Source organism: uncultured Sphingomonas sp., from assembly GCF_964244235.1.
In the GTDB taxonomy this organism is placed as follows: Bacteria; Pseudomonadota; Alphaproteobacteria; order Sphingomonadales; family Sphingomonadaceae; genus Sphingomonas.
Genome location: NZ_CAXTII010000003.1, coordinates 39476 through 63448, shown reverse-complemented (window position 1 = coordinate 63448; position 23973 = coordinate 39476). Strand labels below are relative to the sequence as shown.

General features: G+C 66.3%; 21 protein-coding genes. 9 read left to right on the top strand and 12 right to left on the bottom strand.

From position 1 onward, the window contains the following. Positions 1–7: 7 nt before the first annotated feature. From ACFE7D_RS01305 to ACFE7D_RS01295, 3 genes are read right to left on the bottom strand one after another with little or no spacing between them, the layout of a single operon-like run. A complete protein-coding gene (locus tag ACFE7D_RS01305) occupies positions 8–1405 on the bottom strand; it encodes an efflux transporter outer membrane subunit (protein WP_375393619.1) in 1398 nt (465 codons plus the stop codon). Further along, complete coding sequence (locus tag ACFE7D_RS01300) at positions 1392–2576, bottom strand: efflux RND transporter periplasmic adaptor subunit (RefSeq protein WP_375393618.1); 1185 nt, start codon at positions 2574–2576, stop codon at positions 1392–1394. Before ACFE7D_RS01300 ends, ACFE7D_RS01305 begins: the two co-directional genes overlap by 14 nt. Further along, positions 2569–5763 carry an efflux RND transporter permease subunit gene (locus ACFE7D_RS01295; protein ID WP_375393617.1) on the bottom strand — a complete coding sequence of 1065 codons (3195 nt, stop codon included), beginning with the start codon at positions 5761–5763 and terminating at the stop codon, positions 2569–2571. The genes ACFE7D_RS01300 and ACFE7D_RS01295 overlap by 8 nt, the downstream gene beginning before the upstream one ends. 322 nt (positions 5764–6085) lie before the next feature. Here ACFE7D_RS01295 and ACFE7D_RS01290 point away from each other — a divergent pair, with 322 nt between their 5' ends. Next, on the top strand, positions 6086–7213 hold the full coding sequence (locus ACFE7D_RS01290; protein WP_375393616.1) for a zinc-binding dehydrogenase: 1128 nt from the start codon (positions 6086–6088) through the stop codon (positions 7211–7213). Positions 7214–7701: 488 nt separating this feature from the next. After that, positions 7702–9369, top strand: a complete 1668-nt coding sequence (locus ACFE7D_RS01285) for a formate--tetrahydrofolate ligase (protein ID WP_375393615.1) — start codon at positions 7702–7704, stop codon at positions 9367–9369. 37 nt (positions 9370–9406) lie between these two features. Here the strand turns inward: ACFE7D_RS01285 and ACFE7D_RS01280 are convergent, their stop codons facing one another. After that, positions 9407–11035 (bottom strand): OFA family MFS transporter, encoded by a 1629-nt coding sequence (locus ACFE7D_RS01280; RefSeq protein ID WP_375393614.1) that lies wholly within the window; start codon positions 11033–11035, stop codon positions 9407–9409. A gap of 149 nt (positions 11036–11184) precedes the next feature. Here ACFE7D_RS01280 and ACFE7D_RS01275 point away from each other — a divergent pair, with 149 nt between their 5' ends. After that, positions 11185–12654 (top strand): DUF4403 family protein, encoded by a 1470-nt coding sequence (locus tag ACFE7D_RS01275; RefSeq protein ID WP_375393613.1) that lies wholly within the window; start codon positions 11185–11187, stop codon positions 12652–12654. A 12-nt stretch (positions 12655–12666) separates the two neighbouring features. Here the strand turns inward: ACFE7D_RS01275 and ACFE7D_RS01270 are convergent, their stop codons facing one another. From ACFE7D_RS01270 to ACFE7D_RS01255, 4 genes are all read right to left on the bottom strand, one after another. Continuing rightward, a complete protein-coding gene (locus ACFE7D_RS01270; RefSeq protein ID WP_375393612.1) occupies positions 12667–13680 on the bottom strand; it encodes a glycosyltransferase family 4 protein in 1014 nt (337 codons plus the stop codon). A gap of 1 nt (position 13681) precedes the next feature. Continuing rightward, positions 13682–15283, bottom strand: a complete 1602-nt coding sequence (locus tag ACFE7D_RS01265) for an alpha-amylase family glycosyl hydrolase (RefSeq protein ID WP_375393611.1) — start codon at positions 15281–15283, stop codon at positions 13682–13684. A gap of 9 nt (positions 15284–15292) precedes the next feature. Next, entirely contained in the window at positions 15293–16588 is a 1296-nt protein-coding gene (locus ACFE7D_RS01260) for a hypothetical protein (RefSeq protein ID WP_375393610.1), read from the bottom strand. 81 nt (positions 16589–16669) lie between these two features. Beyond that, positions 16670–17134 (bottom strand): GreA/GreB family elongation factor, encoded by a 465-nt coding sequence (locus ACFE7D_RS01255; RefSeq protein WP_375393609.1) that lies wholly within the window; start codon positions 17132–17134, stop codon positions 16670–16672. A 119-nt stretch (positions 17135–17253) separates the two neighbouring features. Between ACFE7D_RS01255 and ACFE7D_RS01250 the strand changes: the two genes are divergently transcribed. Further along, on the top strand, positions 17254–17421 hold the full coding sequence (locus tag ACFE7D_RS01250; RefSeq protein WP_375393608.1) for a hypothetical protein: 168 nt from the start codon (positions 17254–17256) through the stop codon (positions 17419–17421). Between the two features lie 6 nt (positions 17422–17427). On the opposite strand, the gene ACFE7D_RS01245 is transcribed toward ACFE7D_RS01250, so the two are convergent. After that, positions 17428–18717 carry an MFS transporter gene (locus ACFE7D_RS01245; protein WP_375393607.1) on the bottom strand — a complete coding sequence of 430 codons (1290 nt, stop codon included), beginning with the start codon at positions 18715–18717 and terminating at the stop codon, positions 17428–17430. 115 nt (positions 18718–18832) lie between these two features. On the opposite strand from ACFE7D_RS01245, the gene pgsA reads away from it, so the two are divergent. Genes pgsA through ACFE7D_RS01230 form a run of 3 tightly spaced genes read left to right on the top strand, consistent with a single transcriptional unit; the run spans position 18833 to position 20075 of the window. Further along, positions 18833–19384: a CDP-diacylglycerol--glycerol-3-phosphate 3-phosphatidyltransferase gene (pgsA, locus tag ACFE7D_RS01240; RefSeq protein WP_375393606.1), complete on the top strand. Its 552-nt coding sequence runs from the start codon at positions 18833–18835 to the stop codon at positions 19382–19384. Continuing rightward, entirely contained in the window at positions 19384–19641 is a 258-nt protein-coding gene (gene moaD, locus ACFE7D_RS01235) for a molybdopterin converting factor subunit 1 (protein ID WP_375393605.1), read from the top strand. The genes pgsA and moaD overlap by 1 nt, the downstream gene beginning before the upstream one ends. Beyond that, positions 19638–20075: a molybdenum cofactor biosynthesis protein MoaE gene (locus ACFE7D_RS01230; RefSeq protein ID WP_375393604.1), complete on the top strand. Its 438-nt coding sequence runs from the start codon at positions 19638–19640 to the stop codon at positions 20073–20075. Before moaD ends, ACFE7D_RS01230 begins: the two co-directional genes overlap by 4 nt. A gap of 13 nt (positions 20076–20088) precedes the next feature. Here ACFE7D_RS01230 and accC read toward each other — a convergent pair whose 3' ends face one another. From accC to aroQ, 3 genes are read right to left on the bottom strand one after another with little or no spacing between them, the layout of a single operon-like run. Further along, positions 20089–21441: an acetyl-CoA carboxylase biotin carboxylase subunit gene (gene accC / locus ACFE7D_RS01225; RefSeq protein ID WP_375393603.1), complete on the bottom strand. Its 1353-nt coding sequence runs from the start codon at positions 21439–21441 to the stop codon at positions 20089–20091. Between the two features lie 5 nt (positions 21442–21446). Beyond that, positions 21447–21929: an acetyl-CoA carboxylase biotin carboxyl carrier protein gene (gene accB / locus ACFE7D_RS01220; protein WP_375393602.1), complete on the bottom strand. Its 483-nt coding sequence runs from the start codon at positions 21927–21929 to the stop codon at positions 21447–21449. Between the two features lie 37 nt (positions 21930–21966). Next, the gene (gene aroQ / locus ACFE7D_RS01215; RefSeq protein ID WP_375393601.1) at positions 21967–22401 is read right to left on the bottom strand and encodes a type II 3-dehydroquinate dehydratase; all 435 of its coding nucleotides are present in this window, start codon (positions 22399–22401) and stop codon (positions 21967–21969) included. Between the two features lie 91 nt (positions 22402–22492). On the opposite strand from aroQ, the gene ACFE7D_RS01210 reads away from it, so the two are divergent. After that, on the top strand, positions 22493–22873 hold the full coding sequence (locus tag ACFE7D_RS01210; RefSeq protein ID WP_375393600.1) for an energy transducer TonB: 381 nt from the start codon (positions 22493–22495) through the stop codon (positions 22871–22873). 57 nt (positions 22874–22930) lie between these two features. Further along, entirely contained in the window at positions 22931–23941 is a 1011-nt protein-coding gene (thiS, locus tag ACFE7D_RS01205; RefSeq protein WP_375393599.1) for a sulfur carrier protein ThiS, read from the top strand. The last annotated feature ends 32 nt before the right edge of the window (positions 23942–23973 follow it).

Below are 23973 nucleotides of genomic sequence, written 5' to 3'. Positions count from 1 at the left end.
GCCATCTTCAGGGTGTCGTACCGCCGATCGCACGGACCGTATCGACCGCGACTTGCAGCCGCGCGCTCTCGATCGCCAGCAGCGCCCGTTGGGCGTCGAGCGCCGCGGTTTGCGCGGTGACGACCTCGAGATAATCCGCCGCGCCGTCGCGGTACCGGATGAGCGCCAGGTCGCGGGTCTTTTCCGCGGCGCGGGTCGCATCCGCCTGGTCCCGCTCCTGCTGCACCAGGCTTTGGCCGTGCGCGAGATCGTCCTCCACCTCGCGAAAGGCGGCGAGCACGGTGGCGCGATAGGAGGATGCTGCCTCGTCATATTGCGCGCGACTGATCCGGACCCGCGCCCGTCGCGCGCCGCCGTCGAACACCGATAGCGCAGCGGACAGGGGACCGAGCGCCCAGAAGCCGTTCGACGCGCCGAGGATCGCGCTGCTGCCCGCCTCGAACCCGCCCGCCGCGCCCAAGGTCAGCGACGGATATTGCGCCGCCCGCGCGACACCGATCCGCAGATTGGCGGCAGCAACGCGGCGCTCGGCAGCGGCGATGTCGGGGCGACGCTGCAGCAATGTCGAGGGCAGGCCGGCCGGGATCGCCGGCGGATTGCGTTGCCCATCGACGACGGTCAACGAAAACGACGACGGCGTTTCGCCGACCAGCGCTGCGATGGCGTGTTCGAACGAAGCGCGGTCGGCGGCGACCGCCGACAGTTCGGCCCGCGCGCTCGACAGCAGGGCATCGGCGCGGCTGACGTCGATCCCCGAAGCAATGCCGCCGTTGTGGCGCGTGGTGGTCAGGTCATAGGCCCGCTGGAACGCGGCGACCGTCTGCCGCAGCAGCACCGTCCGCGCATCCAGTTCCCGCATCTGGAAATAATCGTCCGCCAGCGTCGCCTGCAGTCCGAGCCGTATCCCGGCGACGTCGCGGTCGCTTGCCTGCGCCGAAGCGGCGGCGGCGCGCGCGGTATCGCGGACGCGGCCGAACAGGTCGATCTCGTACGCCAGCGACGGCCCGATGCGCAGATCGGTATAGGTCGCCGCGGTTCCCGGCGACAGCGGCCGATCCGCCGACACGCGCGCTCGCTCGCCCGAAGCACCGACATCGACGCCGGGATAATAGCCGGCGCGTGCCTCCCCCAATACCGCCCGCGCCTCGTCATACCGTGCGACCGCGCTTGCAAGGTCCGGATTGCCCGCCTCGATCCGGCTCTCCAGCCCGCTTAGCACCGGATCGCCGAACGCCTGCCACCAGGGTCCGCCCGGGGGCAGATCGGTCGTCGCAACCGCCCATACCCCGCCTTCCTTATACGCCGGCGCGGTCGGGGTCGGCGGGACGTGATAGGCGGGCGCGAGCGAACAGCCGACGAGGCCGGCGGCGGCAGCCAGCCCGATCAGGCGATCAATGCGCCGCACGACCTGCTCCATGACCTGCCGCAGGAGCCGCGATCCGCACCGGATCGCCGGTCTGTAACGAATCCGGGGGGTTGTCGATGACTTGGTCCGCGGCGGTCAGACCTGCGCTGATCTCGACGGTATCGCCGTCGTCACGGCCTATCGTGACCGTCTTCATGACTGCCTTGTCCCCCGCGCCGACCGTCGCGACGCGCGTTCCCCTGGTACCGACGACCAGCGCGCTGGCCGGCAGGCGGACTCCGGCACTGGCATCACTGTCCAGCGGGAACTTCACTTGTGCATAGGCACCCGGCTTCAGCGCATGATCGCCGTTCGCGCGTTGCAGTTCGATCAATACCGTGCCCGATTGCGGATCGACCGCATCCGCAGTGCGAGTCAGCGTCGCGTCGAATTCGCGCCCGGGAAACTCGGGTACGGCAACCGACGCATGCATGCCCTGACGGATCTGCCCCGACGAGGATTGCGGAACGCGGACATAGATGCGGATGCGGTCGAGATCGGATACGGTGAAAAGCGGCATCGACGCAGCGGCGGATCCCGCGGTGACCAGTTGCCCGATCTGGGTAGATCGGCTGGTGACGACCCCGCCGAAGGGCGCGGCGAGCTTGGTGAAACCCTGCAGCGCGCCCAGCCGACGGACATTGGCGGCGGCGGCGTTGGCGATCGCGGTCTTCGCGGCGAGGTCGCCGATCTTCTCGTCCGTTTCCTGCTTCGACACCGCATCCTTCGCCAGCAGGTCGCGCCAGCGGGTCGCGGTGGAGGCGGCAAGCGAACGATTGGCACGTGCGGTCTGCAGGTCCGCCTGCGCGGCCTCGACCTGCTGGTCGACCTCGGGCGCATCGAGGATCGCCAGCGTCTGGCCGGCACGGACGGTGTCGCCGATATCGACGAACCAGCGGCGGACATAGCCGTTGGTCCGCGCGTAGATCGGCGCGCTGTTATACGCCTGAACCGCGCCGGGCAGCGTTAGCGCGTCACCCTGGCCCGCAGCCTTCGCGTGGATCACCGACACGATCGGGATCGATTGCGCGGTCGTCCAGGTCGCCAGATCGCTTTGCGACCGCGATCGCGACCCGATGCCGATCGCGACCAGCACGACTGCGACGATCGCCGCGACGATGCCGATCCCGGCCAGGTGGCTGCGCCCCCGGACGGGTTCCGGTTCAAGCATGCGCTTCTTCCGATCTCTGCGCGCGCCTGACGCGTTTCTCGGCGTCGCGTGCATGGACGCGGCTGAAGATGACCGGTACGAACAGCAAGGTCGCGACGGTGGCTACCAGCAGTCCGCCGATCACCGCGCGGCCCAGCGGCGCGTTCTGTTCGCCGCCCTCGCCAAAGCCCATCGCCATCGGCAGCATCCCGATGACCATCGCCAGCGCGGTCATCAGCACGGGGCGGAAGCGTGTGATCCCTGCCTCGAGCGCCGCCTTCGTCGAATCGCCAAGTTCCGCCAGCCGCTCGCGCGCGAAGCTGACGACCAGGATCGAATTCGCGGTCGCGACGCCCATGCACATGATCGCACCGGTCAGCGCGGGCACGGACAGCGTGGTGCCGGTCAGAAACAGCATCCACACGATCCCGGCGATCGCGCCCGGCAGGGCGGTTATAATGACGAACGGATCGAGCCAGCTCTGGAAATTCACCACGATGAGCAGATAGATCAGCACGATCGCGCCAATCAGCCCGAAGAACAGCCCCGAAAACGCGCCGTTCATCGTCTCATATTGGCCGCGTAGCGCGACGCTGCTCCCCTTCGGCGCGGTCGCCTTCAGGTCGGATAAGATTTTCTGGATGTCGCTCGCGACTGCGCCCAGATCGCGGCCGTTGAGGGTCGCGTAGATGTCGATCGCGCCCTGGATATTATAGTGCGAGACGACGGCGGGCGAACTGCCGCGCACGATCGACCCGACCCCGCCCAGTACCTGCGAAGATCCGCCCGCCAGCGATCCCGTGATGGGGATGTTGGCCAGATCGTTAAGCGAACCGACGCGGTATTCCGGGGTCTGCGCGACCACCGAATAGGATACGCCGTTCTCCGGGTTCAGGTAGAATACGGGGGCGGTCTGCTGCGTGCCCGCGAGCGAGGAGGCGACGCTGTTGGTCACGTCACGCTCGGTCAGGCCCAATTGCCCGATCCTGCTGCGGTCGATATCGACGCGCAGTTCGGGGTAGCGCGCGGATTGCTGGATCCGGGCGTCGGCGATCCCCGGGATCCGGCCGACCCGGCGCAGGATCGCGCGGGCATAATCATAGTTTTCGGCCGCATTCTTGCCGCTTACCTGGATATCGATCGGCGCCGGCGCGCCGAAATTCAGGATCTGGCTGGTGATGTCGGCGGGCAGGAACGCGAAGCTTGCGCCCGGGAAGGCGCGCGGCAGTTGCTCGCGCATCCGGCGCACATAATCCGCGGTAGGGGCGTGATCCTTCGACAACTGAATCAGGATATCGCCGTCCTGCGGGCCGATCGTCCCGGAATTGTTATACGTCACGTTTATCGAACTGACCGGCAGGCCGATATTGTCGACGACCGAAACCAACTGGCCGGCGGGAATGATCTGACGGATGCGCGCCGCGATCCGGTCGAATTCCGCAGAGGTGTCCTCGATCCGGCTGCCGACGGGCGCGCGGACATGCATCGTGATCTGGCCCGCATCAACATTCGGGAAGAAATTTTGCCCAAGGAACGGCACCAGCAGGAACGACAAGGCGAAGACGCCCAGGAAGCCGAGCAGGAACGGCCGTCCGCTCGCCAGCGCGCGTTCCAGCAATTGCCCATAGCCGGCGCGCACCCGCTCGAACCGCACCTCGAACCCGCGCTGGAAGCGGATCAGCGGGTTGCGCGACTGCGCCGTGCCCGCGGCATGCTGGTCACCCTTGTGCGGCCGCATCAGGTACATCGCCATCGTCGGCACCAGGGTGCGCGACAGGATGAACGACGCGATCATCGAGAATACCACCGACATCGCCAGCGGCACGAACAGAAACCCCGCGACCCCCGGAAGGAAGAACATCGGGACGAAAACGATACAGATGCACAGCATCGAAACGAAGGCAGGCGTTACGATCTGCGCCGCGCCGTCAAGGATCGCGCCAAGCACGGGTTTGCCCTGTTCGAGGTGATAGGTGATACTCTCGATCGTCACCGTCGCATCGTCGACCAGGATGCCGACGGCTAGGCTTAAGCCCCCCAGCGTCATGATGTTCAGCGTTTGCCCGGTCGCCGCCAGCGCGATGATCGCGGACAGGATCGACAGCGGGATCGAGACCGCAACGATGATGGTCGACCGCCAGGAACCGAGGAACAGCAGGATCATGATGCTGGTCAGCACCGCGGCGATCGCACCTTCCTTGATGACCCCCGACACCGCCGCCTTCACGAACAGCGACTGGTCGCCGATCGCCACGATCTTCAGCGTATCGGGCAGCGTCGCCTGGATCTTGGGCAGCGCGTCCTTGATCCCCTGGACGATCGCGAGCGTGGAGGTCGAACCGTTCTTCAGGATCGTCATCAGGACGGAGCGCGATCCGTCGACATGGACGACGTTGGTCTGCGGCGCGGTACCGTCGCGGACATGCGCGACGTCGCGCATGTAGATCGTCGCGCCGCTCACCACCTTCACCGGCAGCGCGTTCAGGTCGTCGATCGATCCCGGCGCGTTGTTCAGTCGGACATTGTATTGAAAGCCGCCGATCTTCGCGAAACCCGCGGGGTTGATCTGGTTCTGCGCGGCGATCGCGTTGCCGACATCCTGTGCGGACAGTCCCTTGGACTGAAGCGCCTGCGGATCGAGGTCGATCTGCACCTGCCGCTGCCGTCCGCCGGACGGATAGGGGATCGCCGCACCGGGCACGGTGACGAGGCCAGGCCGGATCTGGTTCTGCGCGATGTCGAAGATCTTGCCCTCCGACAATCCCTTGCCCGACAGCGCAAGCTGCAGGATGGGCACGGTCGAGGCGTTGTAGTTCAGGATCAGCGGCGGCGTGGTGCCCGGCGGCATCTGCTTCAGGACCGTCTGCGACACCGACGTCACCTGCGCGGTCGCGGTGCGGATGTCGGCGCCCGGCTGGAAATACACCTTCACGATGCCGATGCCGGGCATCGACTGGCTTTCGATATGGTCGATATCGTTGACCGTCGTCGTCAGCGTGCGTTCCAGCGGCGTGAGGATCCGGCCGCTCATGTCGTCGGGCGACAGGCCCTGATATTGCCAGGCGGTCGCGATCACGGGTACGCGGATGTCGGGGAAGATATCGACCGGCGTCCGTGCCGCCGCGAGCATGCCGACGATCGCGATCAGGATCGCCATGACGATGAAGGTGAGCGGCCGTGCGAGCGCCAGCCTGACGAGCCCGTTCAAGGGGTAATCTCCGACCTGTCGTTCGGCACGACTGGTGGCGACCCCTGGAGCCGCCAGACCTGCCCGATCCGCGCCTCTTGCCGCAATGCAGCAGAGATTGGAAGGGACAATGATGCTTCCGTTTTGTTTGCAGGGTGTCACTACCCTTCGTCTCCCCGGCCTCAGCCCGGGATCCATCATGCCGCGTAACCAAAGTGCGAATGCGCGGCACCATGGATGCCGGAACAAGCCCGCATGACGGCGGGGGGGTCATTCCATTTCCCCCGAGACGCCCGCCTCCGGCTGCGATAGGTGGCGGGAAACAACTGATCAGGAGAAGATGATGCCGAACCCCGGAATCGAACTACGCTCGACGATTTCCGCCGCGGGCCAACTGACCTTGTCGCTCGAGCCCGTCGATGTCGGTGATCCCGCTGCAGGGGAGGTTGTCGTGCAGATAGAGGCCGCGCCGATCAACCCGTCCGATCTCGGCATGCTGATCGGGCCGGCGGACGTTTCGACGATGGAGACGGGTGGCACCGCGGATCGCCCCGAACTGCGTTTTACCGTACCCGCCAATCGGCTCGGGTCGGTCCAGGCCCGGCTCGGCGAATCGATGGCGGTCGGCAACGAGGGTGCGGGTACGGTGATCGCGGCGGGCAACGGCGCGGAGGCGCTGGTTGGCAAGCGCGTTGCCGTGCTGGGCGGCGCGATGTATACGCAGTTCCGCAAGCTGAAGATGCGCGACTGCGTTCCACTGCCGGAGGGCGCAACCTCGGCGGACGGCGCAGCAATGTTCGTCAACCCGCTGACCGCGCTTGGTTTTACCGAAACGATGAAGGCGGAGGGGCATAACGCCATCGTCCACACCGCGGCGGCATCGAACCTCGGCCAGATGCTCAACCGCATCTGCATCGCGGACGGCATCCCGCTGGTGAACATCGTCCGCTCGCCAGCGCAGGTGGCGCTGCTCGAGGGGCAGGGCGCCAAGTACGTCCTCGACAGCAGCGCCGACGGGTTCGGCGACAAGCTGGTCGATGCGATCGCGCAGACCAAGGCGTCGATCGGCTTCGACGCGATCGGCGGCGGCGATCTGGTCGGGCGTATTCTGGACGCGATGGAGAAGGCCGCGAACCGTCAGGCGGGCGAATATAGCCGCTACGGATCGAATACCTTCAAGCAGATGTACCTTTACGGCATGCTCGATGTATCGCCGACGGTGATCCGCCGGACGTTCGGCTTCGCCTGGAGCATCGGCGGCTGGCTGCTGACGCCGTTCCTGCAGAAGGCGGGCGCGGAGACCGGCGGGCGGTTGCGGCAGCGGGTGCTGGACGAATTGAAGACCACGTTCGTCAGCAACTACACCGCGACGATCGGTCTCGCCGAGGCGCTGAGGCCCGAGACGTTCCTGGCCTATGAGCGCAAGACGACGGGCGAGAAGTATCTGATCGATCCGACGATCGCGGGCTGATCCATATCGTTTCCATCGACTATTCAGCCTCCCCGGCGAAGGCCGGGGCCCAGTTGCGAGACGATCGCGGCGGCGCAATGCACTCCATCACATCGACCATCGCCACTGGGGCCCCGGCCTTCGCCGGGGAGGGGCGGGGGGCGGGGGGCTGTCCTACACCGCGCTAGCATGCCTAACTCGAAACCATGTCTCCCACGCTCGCCCGCTTCTCGTCCACGCGCCGCCGCCAACCCACCACGATCCCCGTTTCCCGCGCGGACGTGGCGTGTGGTTCGTCCACTTCCGAATGCATTTGCTGCAATCGTGCCGTGCGAATCGCCCCAGTGATGCTCGAACCTCCCGCGGATCGACCCGACGATTTGGGGCCGTGCGGTCGCGTCGGATTTGAGTGCCACCCCGGCCTTCGCCGGGGTGGCACAACTGCTGCGAGGCAATGCAATCGTGGGGGGTGTTCTATCCGACGGCAAACACCTCTAAGGCGAACAGCGATGCAGACCGATATCGAAATCTCGCGCGCCGCCATGCTGTTGCCGATCGGGCAAGTGGCGGACAGGCTTGGCATTTCCCCCGACGCGGTGGAGCCTTATGGCCGGTTCAAGGCCAAGCTCGATCTGTCGCGGATCGACCCCCGCCCCGGGACTTCAGGCAAGCTCATCCTCATTACCGCGATCAATCCCACCCCGGCGGGGGAGGGCAAGACCACGACCTCGGTCGGTCTGGCGGATGCGCTCAACCGCACCGGACGGCACACCGTGCTGGCGCTGCGCGAGCCGTCGCTCGGCCCGTGTTTCGGGACCAAGGGCGGTGCGACGGGGGGCGGCCATGCGCAGGTCGTGCCGATGGAGGACATCAACCTCCACTTCACGGGCGATTTTCACGCGATCACCGCCGCGCACAATCTGCTCGCGGCGATGCTCGACAATCATATCCACTGGGGCAACGCGCTGGATATCGACGTTCGCCGGGTGGTGTGGCGGCGGGTGCTGGACATCAACGACCGCGCGCTGCGCGATATCGTCCAGTCGATCGGCGGGGTGGCGAACGGCTTCCCACGCGAATCGGGGTTCGACATCACCGTCGCGTCCGAAGTGATGGCGATCCTGTGCCTGGCGGAGAACCTGACGGACCTGGAGGCGCGGCTGGGACGGATCATCGTCGCGTACACTCGCGACCGTCGCGCGATCACAGCGCGCGACCTGAAGGCGGACGGTGCGATGGCGGTGCTGCTGAAGGAGGCGATCAAGCCCAATCTCGTCCAGACGCTGGAGGGGAATCCCGCGCTGATCCATGGCGGGCCGTTCGCCAATATCGCGCATGGCTGCAATTCGGTGATCGCGACGCGGACCGCGCTGGCGCTGGGCGACTATGTCGTGACCGAGGCGGGGTTCGGCGCGGACCTGGGGGCGGAGAAGTTCTTCGACATCAAGTGCCGCCAGTCGGGGCTGGCCCCCAGTGTCACGGTGCTGGTGGCGACGGTGCGCGCGCTGAAGATGAACGGCGGCGTCGCGAAGACCGATCTCGGTCACGAGGATGTCGAGGCGGTGCGGCGGGGGTCGGTCAACCTGGTGCGGCATCTGGAGAATATCCGGCAGTTCGGTGTGCCGGTCGTCGTCGCGATCAACCATTTCGCGACCGATACCGACGCAGAGATCGCGGTCGTGCGCGAGGCGGCAGCGAAGCACGGCGCGGAGGCGATCCTGTGTCGCCATTGGGCACAGGGCGGTGCGGGCGCGGTCGATCTGGCGGAGGCGGTCGCGAAACTGGCCGATGCGGACGTCGCGCAATTCGCGCCGATCTATGAGGACGAGGCGTCGCTGTTCGACAAGATCGAAACCGTCGCCCGGCGCATCTACCGCGCCGACGGCGTGGCGGCGGACGCGAAGATCCGCGCACAACTGGCGCGGTGGGAGGCGGAGGGGTTCGGCCTTCTGCCCGTGTGCATGGCGAAGACGCAATACGGCTTCACCGTCGATCCTACGGTGCTCGGCGCGCCGACGGGCCACGTCATCCCGGTGCGCGAAGTCCGGCTGGCGGCGGGGGCGGGGTTCGTCGTCGCGATCTGCGGCGACCTGATGACGATGCCGGGCCTGCCGCGCGTACCGGCCGCTGAACATATCCGGATCGGCGCGGACGGGGAGATCGTGGGGCTGAACTGACCTGCCCCCTCCCGCAAGCGAGGGGAGCAGCACCGCCCTAATACGCAAACAGCGCCACCGCCTTCACCCCCGTCGTCCACAGCCCCCAAGCGAGCGGCATGCACACCGCCGCCCAGGCGAGCAGCACCCGCGCATCGATGCCGCCGATCCCGATCGTACCGTCATGCACGGTACCACTCGCCCCCACCGGACGCACGGCCTCCAGTTCCGCATCGCTCATATGGAACCGCGCCGCCACTGGCCGCATGAACAGGTTCGCGACGAACCCGGCGAACAGCAACGCCGCAAGCACCCAGTAGATTGGCGGATAGATCGCGGCGCGCGGCGTGCCCGCGGCGATCGCGGAGTCGCGCATCGAGGTCACGATGAACGGCCCAAGCACGCCCGCGGTGGACCAGGCGGTCAGCAAACGGCCATGAATGGCACCCACGAACTGCGTCCCGAAGATATCCGCCAGATACGCGGGCACCGTCGCGAACCCGCCGCCATACATCGACGCGATGACCCCGAAGGTCAGCGCGAACACCAGCAGCGCCGCCGCCGTCGCGGACCAGGGCGCGACCAGCGCGTACAGCACCGCGCCCGTCGCCAGCATCACCGCATAGGTCACCTTGCGCCCCAGCCGGTCAGAAATTGATGCCCAGAAGAACCGCCCGCCGATGTTGAACAGACTGATGAACCCGACGAACCCCGCACCCGCAGCGGCGGCGGCCGCCTTCTGCGTATCGTCGAACGCCAGAAAGCCGACCTCGGGATGGCGGAACAACCGGCCCGCGAAGATCTCCTGGATCATCGGCGAGGCCACGCCGATGATGCCGATCGAGGCGGAGACGTTGAGCAGAAGGACCAGCCAGATCAGCCAGAATTGCGGCGTCCGGTGCGCGTCCTTCAGATGCACGTTGAAGCCCGACACGAGCCCGGTTCCCGTCGGTGCGGCCCAGCCGGCGGGCTTCCACTCGGCGGGGGGCACACGGTAGCCCAAGGCCCCGCCCATCATGAACACGAAATACACCGCGGCGAGAACGAGAAAGGTCTGCCAGACGCCCACCCCGGTCGCGCTCGCGAAATGCTTCATCAGCCTGTCGGCGAGCGGCGAGCCGATCAGCGCACCGCCGCCGAACCCCATGATCGCCATGCCCGTGGCCATCCCGCGCCGATCCGGAAACCATTTGATCAGCGTCGAGACGGGGGAGATGTAGCCGAGCCCGAGCCCGATTCCGCCGATAAACCCAGTGCCGAGCCACAACAGCCATAATTGATGGACCGACACGCCGATCGCGCCGATGGCGATCCCGCCCGCCCAGCAGCACGCGGCGACCACGCCCGCCTTTCGCGGCCCGGCGCGCTCGAGCCAGCCGCCCCAGATCGCGGCGGAGGCACCAAGCACGACGAAGAAAAGACTGTAGGTCCAGGTCAGGTCGCTGACGCGCCAGTCGCAGGTGGACGTCGCGTACGCCTGCAGCAATGTCATCCCCTTGCAGACCACCGGGTCCTTAATGCCGATCGCGCGCGACAGTGGCAGCCAGAACACGCTGAACCCGTACGCCATGCCGATGCACAAGTGGATCGCCAGCGCGCAGGGCGGCAGCAGCCAGCGATTATAGCCCGCCGTCGCTACGGTCCTTTCGCGCGCGAGCCAGTGCGTGGTGTCGTTCGCCGATGCCATGATGACGTCCCCCCTCCGCTTTTACGGCCGTTCTCATACGAATCCCCGGAGCGTCACGATAAAGCGGCGCAGCAGAAGTACAATCGTCGGGGTGCGGGGTTTAAATCGGGTACGGCGGCGGTTAGGCCCGCGGGGCGGAGGGTCGTGTTTTGTCAGGTCGTCATCGTCTCGTCGGAGTCGCGCTCGCGCTCATGGCGACCGGCTGCAGCCATGCCGTCCGCTCGCCCGCGCCGCCGCGCGTCGATGGCGCACCCGATTTTCCGATCGAGGCATCGACGATCGTCGTTCCGATCTCAGCCTCGCTCGATGACATACAGGCAGCGATCGAACAGCAGACGCCGAAGACCTTATGGCGCATCGACCAGCATCTCGACGCTTGCGTGCCCGCCAAGAGGGTCGATCTGGGGATCGGCAAGCTGAAGATCCTGCCCAGGCTCGGTTGCCGGATCGTGGGTGATGTGGTGCGCGGGCCGCTCAGGCTGGCCGGGCGTGGCGATCGGCTGACGATCACGATGCCCGTTCACGCGACGATCACCGCGCAGGATGTCGGCGGTCTGGCGTCGAAGACCGCGACGGGCGATGCGGTCGTCCATGCCGTCGCGCGGCTGTCGATCGCCGGGAACTGGATCCCTTCGGCAAAAGTATCGATCGATTACGACTGGACGACACCGCCCGGGATCGATTTCCTGGGCCAGCGGATCGCATTCGCCAGCGTGGCGGACAAACGATTGAGACCCGTCATCGCGGGGCTGGAGCACAGCCTGCCGCGCGAATTGGCCAGGTCCGATCTGCGCGACAGGCTGGCCGATGCGTGGCGGCAGAGCTTCACCTCGATCATGCTCAACCGAGACAAGCCGCCGGCATGGATGCGGATCACCCCCAAGCGGCTCGGGTTCGGCGGCTATCGCATCGCCGGGCGCACGCTCGACCTGCTGCTGTCTGCCGACGCGCTGACCGAGACCTTTGTCGGCAACCGTCCGGCCGATCCGGCGGCGACCCCGCTGCCGCCCCCCGCCAAGGCGGTCGGTAGCCAGGCGCTGAATTTCTTCATTCCCATACTCGCGGATTATGCGCAGCTGGAACCCGTGGTGCAGCGTACGCTCATCAGGCGTGCGCAAAAGGGGATCGTGCTGGCGGGGATCGGCCCGGTCGACGTTCAGTTCGACAAGGTCACGATCTACGCGACGACTGCGGGACATCTGGCGGTCGGCGTCGTCGCGAAGGCACAGGCGAAGAATCTTTCGCTGCTGTCGACCAAGGGCGAGATCTGGCTGACGGCGATGCCGTTCAACACGCCCAATTCGCAGATCGTGCAGGCGCGGGACGTGGTGATCGCCACCAATACCGATAGCCACATCACCAATCTGCTCGTGTCGGTGTTCGACGACGCGTCGGTGCGCGACAGTATCCGCGCCGGCCTGACGCACGATTTCGCGCCCGATTATGCCAAGGTGCTGGGATCGGCGCGCAAGGCGATCGGCGCGAAACGGGAAGGCGATTTCATCCTCTCCGCCGACGTGACCAAGGTGGAGAACGAGCCGCTGGCGGTGACGGGGCAGGGGTTGTTCATGCCGGTGCGGGCTTCGGGGCGGGCGACGATCGCGTATCGCCCGCGATAAAAGCGGGGTGCGTCAGGCGCTGCCCAATATCTGCCGGTACAGCGTCAGATAATCGTCCGCCATACGATCCACGGAAAAACGCTCGGCGACCGCCCGGCGAACGGCGGCGCGGTCGATGTCGCCGGCGCGCTCGATCGCGCGGATCGCCTCGACCGGGGTGTCGACCAGGAATCCGGTCACGCCGTCGTCGATGATCTCGGGCATCGATCCGCGGCGGTTGGCGATCACGGGGGTGCCGCAGGCCATCGCCTCGATCACCGACAGCCCGAACGGCTCGGCGAAGTTAATGAGGTGCAGCAGCGCATGGGCGTGGCCCAGTGCGCGCACGCGTTTCTCCCCGCCGACCACGCCGTGAAAGGCGACCGATACGCCGTCGCACGCCGGCGCGACTTCCCGGTCGTGATAGCCGGCGTCCTGTACCAGGCCGTAAAGGTCGAGCCGCCGCCCGCTCGCGCGGGCCGCTGCGATCGCCTCTGCCGCGCCCTTTTCGGGATGGATGCGGCCGAAGAACAGCAGATCCTCGCTGCCCTTCGCATCGAACGCGAAATCGCCCAGCGGAATACCGTGGTGGATCGTGGCGGCATAACGCAGCGCCGGATGCCGATCCGCCGCACTGATCGCGACGAAGTGCACGCGATCCTGAAAGGGCGCGTACATCGGCAATATCCGCCCGGACGAAAAACCGTGGATCGTCGTCACGATCGGCGTTTTCGTCAGCGGTGCGAAGGCATGCGCGGGGAAGTCGGCTTGGTTATGGATCAGGTCGAAGCGGTCGGCCTGCGCGAACAGGTGCGACAAATGGCGAAATTCCCAGACCTTCGCATCGATCGACGGGTCCTCGGAATAGGGGGCGGGGACGACGCCATCCAGCGTGGCGGTCGTCAGGCTGTCCATCGTCGCGAACAGCGTGACATCGACGCCGCGCGCGACCAGCGCCTCGGTCAGCAGGCTGGTGACAAGTTCCCAGGGTCCATAGCCGCGCGGCGGCGTGCGCCACGCGATCGGGGCGAGCATCGCGATCCGCATGTCAGTCAGCCTCGGTCAGGCGCAGGATCAGCCCCTCGTCCGGGGCAAGCATCCCGTCGATGGTGCGAAGGGGGAGGGTGGATGCCAACGTCTCGGCGACCACCGCCCCCGCCGGCAAACGGAGCGGACGCGGTTCCCCGCCCAGATTGAGTGCGACCAGCAACCGCTCCGCCCCGGACCGACGTTCATAGGCCAGAACACCCGTATCCGCCTCGACCAGTGCGAAGTCACCGATCGAAAGCGTCGCATTTGCACGGCGCAAGGCGAGCAGCGATCGGTAAAGATGCAGCATCGATCCAGCATCCGCCTCCTGCGCCGTGACGTTGCGGGTCGACCAATCGGCGTTGAGCGGCAGCCACGGCTCCGCACTGCTGAAACCCGCATGGGCCGACGCATCCCATGGCATCGGTGTGCGCGATCGATCGCGGCCGAGGCCGATCCCCGGCTGGCGGATTTCCTGCGGATCGCGCACCCGGTCGGGCGGTATCGCGACCTCGCCGATGCCGATCTCGTCGCCCTGGAACAGCGTCGGCGTGCCGCGGAGCGTCAGGAGCAGCACGGCCGCCAGGCGTGCCTGTGCTTCGCCGATCCGCGCGGCGATGCGCGGGGCGTCGTGGCTGCCGAACACCCAATTGGGCCAGCCATGCGCCGGGATCGACGCGTCATAGTCGCCGATCACCCGGGCCAGGACCGCAGCGTCCCATGCATTCTCGATCAGCTGGAAATTGAACGGCAAATGCACCTCCGGCCGATCGGGCTTGCCGAACCAGCGGGCGTGGCGATCGTTGGGCAGGAAAATCTCGCCGACCAATGCGCGGTCGCCGAAGCTGTCCGCCAGCGCACGCATGTCCGCGGCGATCGCGTGCGCTTCGGGCTGATCGGTGGAGAAGGTCTGGATTACCTGATCGCGCGCGTTGAGACCGGGATGCCAGTCCGGATTGACCGGGTTGTCGGGCAGCCCTCGCGCCTTAACGATGTGCCACAGCACGTCGATCCGGAACCCGTCGACCCCGCGATCGAACCAGAACCGCATAGCCGCCATCATCGCGGCGCGCAGATCGGGATCGCGCCAATTCAGATCGGGCTGTTCCTTCAGGAACGTGTGCAGAAAATATTGGCCCGTCGCCGCGTCATGTTCCCAGGCCGGGCCGCCGAAATCGCTGATCCAGTTGTTGGGCGGGCCGCCGCCGGGGGCCGGATCGCGCCAGATATACCAGTCTCGTCTGGGGTCGTCCCGCGACGATCGGCTCTGCTGGAACCAGGGGTGCCGGTCCGAACTATGGTTGGGCACGAAATCCAGCAGCAGCTTCAACCCGCGCGCGTGTACCGCCGCCAGCAATCGGTCGAACGCCGCGAGGTCACCGAACATCGGGTCGATCCCGCAGTAATCCGCTACGTCATAACCGAAATCGGCCATCGGCGACGGGAAGACCGGCGACAGCCAGATCGCATCGACGCCTAGCGTCGCGACGTGATCCAGCCGCGCCTCGATCCCCGCCAGGTCGCCGATCCCGTCGCCGTCGCTGTCCTGGAACGAGCGTGGATAGATCTGGTAGATGACGCCGCGTTCCCACCAGGGACGATCGGTTGAACCATGCTGCATATGACGGCGCTACTCCACCGCAGCGGGCGGGGCGAGCATTGCCGGCGGCGATACCGTCAGCAATCGCCAGCCCGCGGGCAGATAATCGACCGACATGTAGAAATAAAATGCGCAGCGGCCGTCGCTGCGATAGCTGCCGCCCTTGACGATGCCGAACCCGGTCGTGTCGATGAACACCGGCGCGCCGCTGTCGCCGGCCCCGCAATGCGGGCCAGCGACGGTGATCCAGCTTGGCGTGCAGGCCCCGCCGCACAAGTCACCTGCGGGGGCGAAATCGGTGAGTTCCACGAGTGCGCAGCTGTAACCGGTGCGTTCGCCGCGATGACACACGAAATCGCCCGTAGTGGTTTGCACGACGCCGCGTTGGCCGGTCACCGACCGGGAGACCGAGCGCGCGGTGTCGGCGAAGAACAAAGGCGATAGGGGTATGTCGCTCGCGTTGATCTGCACATCCTGATAGCCCCAGCCCCATTGGCCGACGAACGCGAGCGGCCATTCGCGCCGGTCCGCATCGATATAGGCAATCGTGTCCGGGCAGTGCGCCGCGGTCGCGATGGCCGTGCGTGTTCCATCGGTGACGACGAAGCCCGCCGTGCAGACATAGCGCTTGCCGTCGAGAGGATTGGTGCCGATCAGCCGCGATCCCCCTTCCGCAGCCAAGTCCACGCCCGGCACGTCGATCGACCGGATGCGCAGCGGCACGCCGGCGATGTCGCGCAGGCGCGCGGTGAGCAATTCGCCACCTTCGGGTATGAGGTCTCCCTTGCCGACGATGATCACCAGTTCGCCGGTTCGCTGGTCGATCCCGATCCCGGGTGGACTGGTCAGCGCGGCACGCAGATCGGCCTGGGAATTGGCGAGCGCGGCGCGCAATTGCTCCAGCGTGGCCCCGGCACCCGTGGCGAACGTGACCGGGACGCTCGATCCAGCCGCGACGATGACGCTATCGGAGACGGGCGTCGGCCCGGTCAGCAGAACGCGAACCCCAAGCGCCGGCGAATGATCGAGCGCGATGCCGGCCAGCCGATCGCGGTACGCGACGCGCAGCGCGGCGATTGGCGCGACCAATGCCGCCAGCGTGTCCAGCCGCTGGCGTGCGGCGGCGACCGATACCCCGAAGGCGGTGGCATAAGCGGCGGCATCGCCGGGGTCCGTTGGCAAAGCGACCGCTGGAGCCGGTGCGGGGGGTGTCTGCGCAGGTATCGCCTGAGTGGCCGGGGGCGGGGGCAGATCCTGTGCCGCTGCGGCGGACACCAGACCGGTCGCGGCGGCGACCGCCAGCAGGATATGCGCGAACGATGGCACCGGCGGACCTTAATCGTTCCGGGCGCATGTCGGAAGGACGATCGCGCCGTCCGATGCGGTTCTACTCGGCCCGATCGCGGTTCAGCCGTCGATCGGCGTGACGGACAGGACGATGATCGCGTCCTCACGCCCGCCGAACGGCAGCACATCGCCCGGTTCCGCGGCTATCAGCGCGCGGGCCAGCGGTGCGGAATAGGCGAGGCGATCGCTCGCCGGATCGGCCTCGTCGTCGCCGACCAGCGCGATCCGGCGGACGCGCCCGTTCATTCGAACCTCCACCACCGTCCCGAACCCCGCGCTGCCGTCCGCTGGCGGGAGCGTCAGCGCGGCGGTGGTGCGGCGCGTATGCCAGTAGCGCAGGTCGCGTCGTATCGTCTCCGTATCGTCGCCTGCCGCGGTCGCCAGAGCGGCGTCGAGTGCGGCGATCCGTTCGGCGATCCGCGCCAGGCCGCGGGTGGTGACCAGGTTCGCCGCAGCCGGGATCGGTAGTTCGAATTTGGGTTCCAGATGCTCCTCATCGCTCTCGCGACGGAATGCCACGCTCATGCGTCGTCGATCCTTTCACCGTTACCTGTTCGTCCCGATCGAGGACAATCGCGCTATGCCAGTGATTTAACCACCTTTGCAGATAGCCGAATTCGTAAACAACGCGTTAACACGGCATCATGACCAGACGCCTTGTCCTCACCAACGAATCCGCCCGCCATCCGTTTCGCGCGTCGCTGCCGCCGCCGGTTGCCATCCGCGCGCCACTCGGTGGCGACCACGACTGGAAGCTGTTCGCGCTCAGCTTCGGCGCGTTCTTCACCTGTTTCTACACATTCCTGTTCTAGGCACGCTCAATCGCAGGCGCGGTGGAGCAGCTGCGCCAGCCATGCGGCGACCAGGCACATGCCGGCGACCAGGAACAGCATGTCCGCCGGGCCGACGCCGAGCGAACTGATGAACAGCACCGCCACCGATCCGATCGCCATCGCGAACGAATTGACGACGTTGTTCGCAGCGACCGTCCGCGCGGTCTGATCCGGCGCGACCGTCGTCGTCAGGAATGCGTAGAGCGGCACGACGAACATCCCCCCGGTGATCGCGATCGCCAGCAACGTCGCCAAAATCGGGATCGCGCCCGGCTGGTGAACGAATTCGTGCCAGCGATAGAAGATGCCGGGCGGTGCCTTCGTCCAGTGGCGAACCAGGAACGAGAACAGGCAGACGAAACCGCCCATCGCGATGACCGATACGGGCGCGAACTTCGCCGATACCTTGCCCTTCAGCATGGCGTTGATCGCGACCGACCCGATCGCGATGCCGACCGAGAATATCGCGGTGACGACGCTCGCCACCTCGCGGCTGGCGGTCAGTTCGTTTTTCACGAGCGGCGGGAACATGATGATCAGCACCGCCCCGATCGTCCAGAAAAAGCTGATCGCGCAGATCGCCAGGAACAGCCGCGGAATGTGGAGCGTCGCGTTGATCAGCCGCCAGGACGAGGTGAACGGATTCCAGTTGATCGCGAGCTTTGGTCCCTCGCGCGGGGCGGGCGGGACTTGCCGCGCCGCGAACCAGCCGATCGCGGCTACCACCAGCACGCCGATCGCCGCACCCTCCGGCGCAATATAACCGGCGACGACCGTGCCGATCAGAATCGCCAGATAGGTGCCCGCCTCGACCAGTCCGGTTCCCCCGAGCACGTCGTTCGCGGGCAGATGCTGCGGCAGGATCGCGTATTTGATCGGACCGAAAAAGGTCGAATGCACCCCGAGGAACAGCACGGCACCCAGCATGAGCCCAAGCCCGATCGAGCCATGACCGGCATGCGCGATCAGGAGCCCGGCCGCCCCCAGGACCATGATCGCGATTTCCGCGGTCTTCACGATGCGGATGATCTTCGCCTTGTCGTGCGAGTCCGCCAATTGCCCCGACAGTGCCGACAGGAGAACGAATGGCAGGATCGACAGGCCGGTCGCCAGCGCATTGAAATTCGCCTCGCGCCGCGGATCCGCGAAAATCTCGTAGGTCGCGAACAGCACCATCGACTGCTTGAACAGATTGTCGTTGAACGCCCCCAGGAACTGGGTGGTGAACAAAGGCAGAAAACGGCGCTCCTTCAGCAAACCGAGCGCATTGATCATGACATCGAACGGCCTCGACTATGGCGTGAACGGATCATGGGATAGCGGAGCCGGGTGCGGACGCCAATGGCGAAAGCCGGTTTCGCGCGGGCTCGGGTGCCGCTACACCGGGGGGATGTTGTCGCTTCCCAACGTGTTGACGCTGTCGCGTATCGTCGCGCTGCCCGTGCTCGTGGCGTTATTGTGGTGGCCTGGCTGGGCGCTTGGCTATGCGGCCGCCTTCATCTTGTACTGCGCGATGGGAATCACCGATTATTTCGACGGTTACCTGGCGCGTGCGCAGGGTGCGGTGTCGCGGTTGGGTGTGTTCCTCGATCCGATCGCGGACAAGATCATGGTCGCCGCGGTCATCCTGATGCTGGTCGCGACGGGGCATATCGGCGGCGTGAACGTCATCGCCGCGCTCGTCATCCTGTTGCGTGAGATCGCGGTGTCGGGACTGCGCGAGTTCCTGGCACCGCTTCATGTGTCGGTGCCGGTCTCGCGACTGGCGAAGTGGAAGACGACGCTGCAGATGGTATCGCTCGGTGCATTGATCCTCGGTGGGGCGAGCCCGACGGCGGTCTGGGTCCACGAGGTGGGGCTGACGGCGCTATGGGGGGCGGCGGTGCTGACCGCGATCACCGGATGGGATTATCTGCGCGTCGGCATTCGGCACATGGATTGATGGCGATCCGGATGGTGTATTTTGCCTGGGTGCGTGAGCGCGTGGGAACGGCGGAGGAACTGGTCGATCCGCCCGCGACGGTCACGACCGTTGCCACGCTGGTCGATTGGCTTGCAGCGGGTAGCGAGCGCTATGCCGCGGCATTCGCCGATCGCGGTCGATTGCGCGCGGCGGTCGATCAGGATTTCGTTGCGATGGACGCCTCGATCGTCGGAGCCCGAGAAGTGGCGCTATTTCCGCCGGTGACGGGGGGATGATCCGGATTTCGGTACAGCGCGAGCCGATCGATCTGGCCGTCGAGATGACACTGGCGGAGGTCACGGGGACGGGCGCGCTCGCGACGTTCACGGGGCTGGTCCGGACGGACGACGGCGTCGATACGCTGGAATTGGAACATTATCCCGGGGCGACCGAGGCGGCGTTGCACGCAGTCGCGACGAGCGCGGTCGCGCGCTGGTCGCTGACCGCCGCGACGATCGTCCACCGGGTCGGGCCAATGGTGCCGGGCGACCGGATCGTGTTCGTGGCGGCGGCGGCGGCGCACCGGGCGGCGGCGCTGGAGGCGTGCGCGTACCTGATCGACCGGCTGAAGACCGACGCGCCGTTCTGGAAGCGGGAGGTTCGCGCCGGGGATGCGGCCTGGGTGGAGGCGCGGGCGGCGGATGCGGATGCGGCGGGGCGGTGGGGCTGAAGTAGCCCCGAATTCAATCCTCCTGCTTCGCCAGCCATTCCTCCAGCCACTTGATGGTGTACGCCCCCTGCTGGAACTCCGGATCGTCGAGCAGCGCGCGGTGCAGCGGGATCGTCGTGGTCACCCCCTCGATCACGAACTCCTCCAGCGCGCGCCGCAACCGGCGCAGCGCGCCGGCGCGCGTGGTGCCGTAGACGATCAGCTTCGCAATCATGCTGTCATAGTAAGGGGGCACGCGGTACCCCGCGTACAAGCCGCTATCGACGCGCACGTTCATCCCGCCGGGCGCGTGGTATAGTTTCACCAGGCCAGGCGAGGGCGCGAAGGTGCGCGGGTCCTCGGCGTTGATGCGGCATTCGATCGCGTGACCGCGGAACTGAACGTCCTGCTGGCGCAACGTCAGCTGATGACCTTCCGCGATCCGGATCTGTTCGCGCACCAGGTCCAGGCCCGTTATCATCTCGGTCACCGGATGTTCGACCTGCAGCCGGGTGTTCATCTCGATGAAGTAGAATTCGCCGTCTTCCCACAGGAACTCGATCGTCCCCGCGCCGCGATAGCCCATGTCCGCCATCGCCCTCGCGACGACCCCGCCCATCCGCTCGCGCTCTTCGGGGGTGATGATCGGGGAGGGGGCCTCCTCCAGCACCTTCTGATGGCGGCGCTGGAGCGAGCAGTCGCGTTCGCCCAGATGGATCGCATTGCCGTTGCCGTCGCCGAAGATCTGGAATTCGATGTGGCGCGGATTGCCGAGATATTTCTCCATGTAGACGGTCGCGTCGCCGAACGCCGCCTTCGCCTCGGTGCCCGCCTGCTGCATCTGGGTTTCGAGCGCGGAGGGGTCGTTGACCACTTTCATCCCGCGCCCGCCCCCGCCCGACGCCGCCTTTATGATGACCGGATAACCGATCTCCGCTGCCAGCGCCTTCGCCTCGCCGACATCGTGGATCGCGCCGTCCGAACCCGGGACGAGCGGCAGGCCGAGCTTTCCCGCCGTTCGCTTCGCCTCGACCTTGTCGCCCATCGTCCGGATATGTTCGGGCTTGGGACCTACGAAGACGATGCCGTGCAGTTCGACGATCTCGGCGAAGCGCGCATTCTCGCTGAGGAAGCCGTAACCCGGATGGATCGCATCCGCGCCCGAAATTTCCGCCGCGGAGATGATGTTGGGGATGTTGAGATAGCTGTCTGTTGCCGCCGGCGGTCCGATACAGATCGCCTCATCCGCAAGTCGTACGTGCATGGCGTCGGCGTCGGCGGTGGAATGCACCGCGACAGTCTTGATACCCATCTCGTGGCAGGCGCGGTGGATGCGCAGCGCGATCTCGCCGCGATTGGCGATCAGCAGTTTCTTGATCTCGCGCAATGCCTCTACTCGATCACGACGAGGGGCTGATCGAATTCGACCGGCTGTCCGTTCTCCACCATCACCGCAGTGACGGTGCCGGCGGACGGCGCGAGGATCGGGTTCATCACCTTCATCGCCTCGACGATCAACAGCGTGTCACCCGCCGCGACCCTCTGTCCGACGGCGGCGAACGCTTTCGATCCCGGTTCCGCGGACAGATAGGCCGTGCCCACCATCGGCGACTTGACCGCGTTGGCGTTGCTGGATGGAGCCGATGCGCCGAGCTCGGCAAGCGGCGCGGCGGCGGGCGCAGGAGCAGCCAGCGGGGGCGGGGGCGCGTAATGCACAGGTGCCGCAACGGGTGCGGCCTTCCGCGCGACGCGGATCTTGCGCGGGCCGTCCTCGACCTCGATCTCGGTCAGCTGCGTGGTATCGAGCAGTTCGGCGAGCGCGCGCACCAGATCGACATCGACCTTCATCGCGCCGGTTTCATTCGTATCGGCCATCAGACCATCGTCCCCAGTATCGTTGCGCGGGCGTCTGTCAGAAGCGCGCCGCCGCTTCAAGCGCGAGAACATAGGATAACGCGCCGAAGCCTGCGATCGTGCCCTTCGCCGCCTGCCCGACCAGGCTGGCGTGACGAAAGGAGTCACGGGTATGCGGGTTCGAAAGATGCACCTCGATCACCGGCGTCGTCACCGCCTTGATGGCGTCGTGCACCGCGACCGACGTGTGCGTGAAGCCGCCCGCGTTCAGCAACACCGCCTTCGCGCTCCTTGCCTGCGCCTCGTGCAGCCAGTCGACCAGATGCCCCTCATGGTTCGATTGGCGCATGTCGATCGCCAGGTCCAGTTCGCGCGCCCGGTCCTCCAACATGCCGGCGATGTCGTCGAGCGTATCGGTGCCGTAGATATCGGGCTCGCGCAGACCCAGCAGGTTGAGGTTGGGGCCGTTCAGGACGTAGATGGTGTGGGGCAAGTCGGGGCTCCTTCGGCCGAGCCGTTCAGGTAGCGCCCGGCCGTGGCCGCTGCAAACCGGGGCTTAACGAAGACAGGGTAGTACTTGGGTTATGTTTACCGCGCTGCTCCTTCTCGTGCAGGCCGTGCCTGCTGCCCCGACGCCGGTTCCCGGCCAACCTTGTCGCCTAAAAGGGCCGCGCGGCAAGCTGGTCGACGTCGATCCCAAACTTTGCGAACAATCCACTTGGGATAGCATTCGCCTTCCCGCTTCTGCCGCTGGGACGAGTGCCACGACGATGGAACTCGACATTGACGAAGCGGGCAGGGTAACGGATTGCCGCGTCGTCGAACCGAGCGGAACGCCCCAGCTCGATGCGAAGGCATGTTCAATCGCTATCGAAAAAGCGCGATACAAACCCGCTATCGGTCCTGACGGCAAAGCCAAACGGACGAGCACTCGGCTCAAAGTGGCTTGGCCTGCTCACAATTGATCTGCGGCTGCCGACCGGGGAGGTGGACATCGTCCTTCTCCGACCTAGATGACAGCTATGCAGACTCATAGCGACGGAACCGTCTCCATCACCGTCAACGGCGACCAAAAGAGGGTGACGGCCGGCCTTTCGATCGCCGACCTCGCTACCGAACTTGGGCTGATACCCGAAAAGGTCGCGGTCGAACGCAATATGGAGGTCGTGCCGCGCTCCACCTTGGCAAAGGTCATGGTCCAGGACGGCGACGATTTCGAGATCGTGCACTTCGTGGGCGGCGGCGACCATGCAGCTGCGATCGATACCGACAGCTGGACGGTCGCGGGCCGCACCTTCCGATCGCGGCTGATCGTCGGCACCGGCAAATACAAGGATTTCGCGCAGAACGCCGCTGCGCTGGAGGCATCGGGAGCGGAGATCGTGACGGTGGCGGTGCGGCGCGTGAACGTCAGCGATCCGAACGCACCGATGCTGACCGACTTCATCGATGCGAAGAAGGTAACATACCTACCCAACACAGCCGGCTGCTTCGACGCCGAATCGGCGATCCGGACGTTGCGTCTGGCGCGCGAGGCGGGTGGCTGGGACCTGGTGAAGCTGGAGGTCCTGGGCGAGGCCAGGACGCTGTATCCCGACATGGTCGAGACGCTGCGCGCGACCGAGGTGCTGGCGAAGGAAGGTTTCCTGCCGATGGTCTACTGCGTCGATGATCCGATCGCCGCCAAGCGGCTGGAGAATGTCGGCGCGGTCGCGATCATGCCGCTCGGCGCGCCGATCGGATCGGGGCTCGGTATCCAGAACGCGGTCACGATCCGGCTGATCGTCGAGGGCGCGAGCGTTCCCGTGCTCGTCGATGCTGGCGTCGGCACCGCGTCCGACGCGGCGTTCGCGATGGAACTGGGCTGCGACGGCGTGTTGATGAACACCGCGATCGCGGAAGCGAAGGACCCGGTCATGATGGCGGCGGCAATGCGCGCCGCGGTCGAAAGCGGTCGGTTGGCCTATCGCGCGGGCCGGATGGCCAAGCGTCGCTATGCCGATCCGTCGAGCCCGCTGGCCGGGTTGATCTGAAGCGCGATGGAACCCAGATCAATATCGCTGGT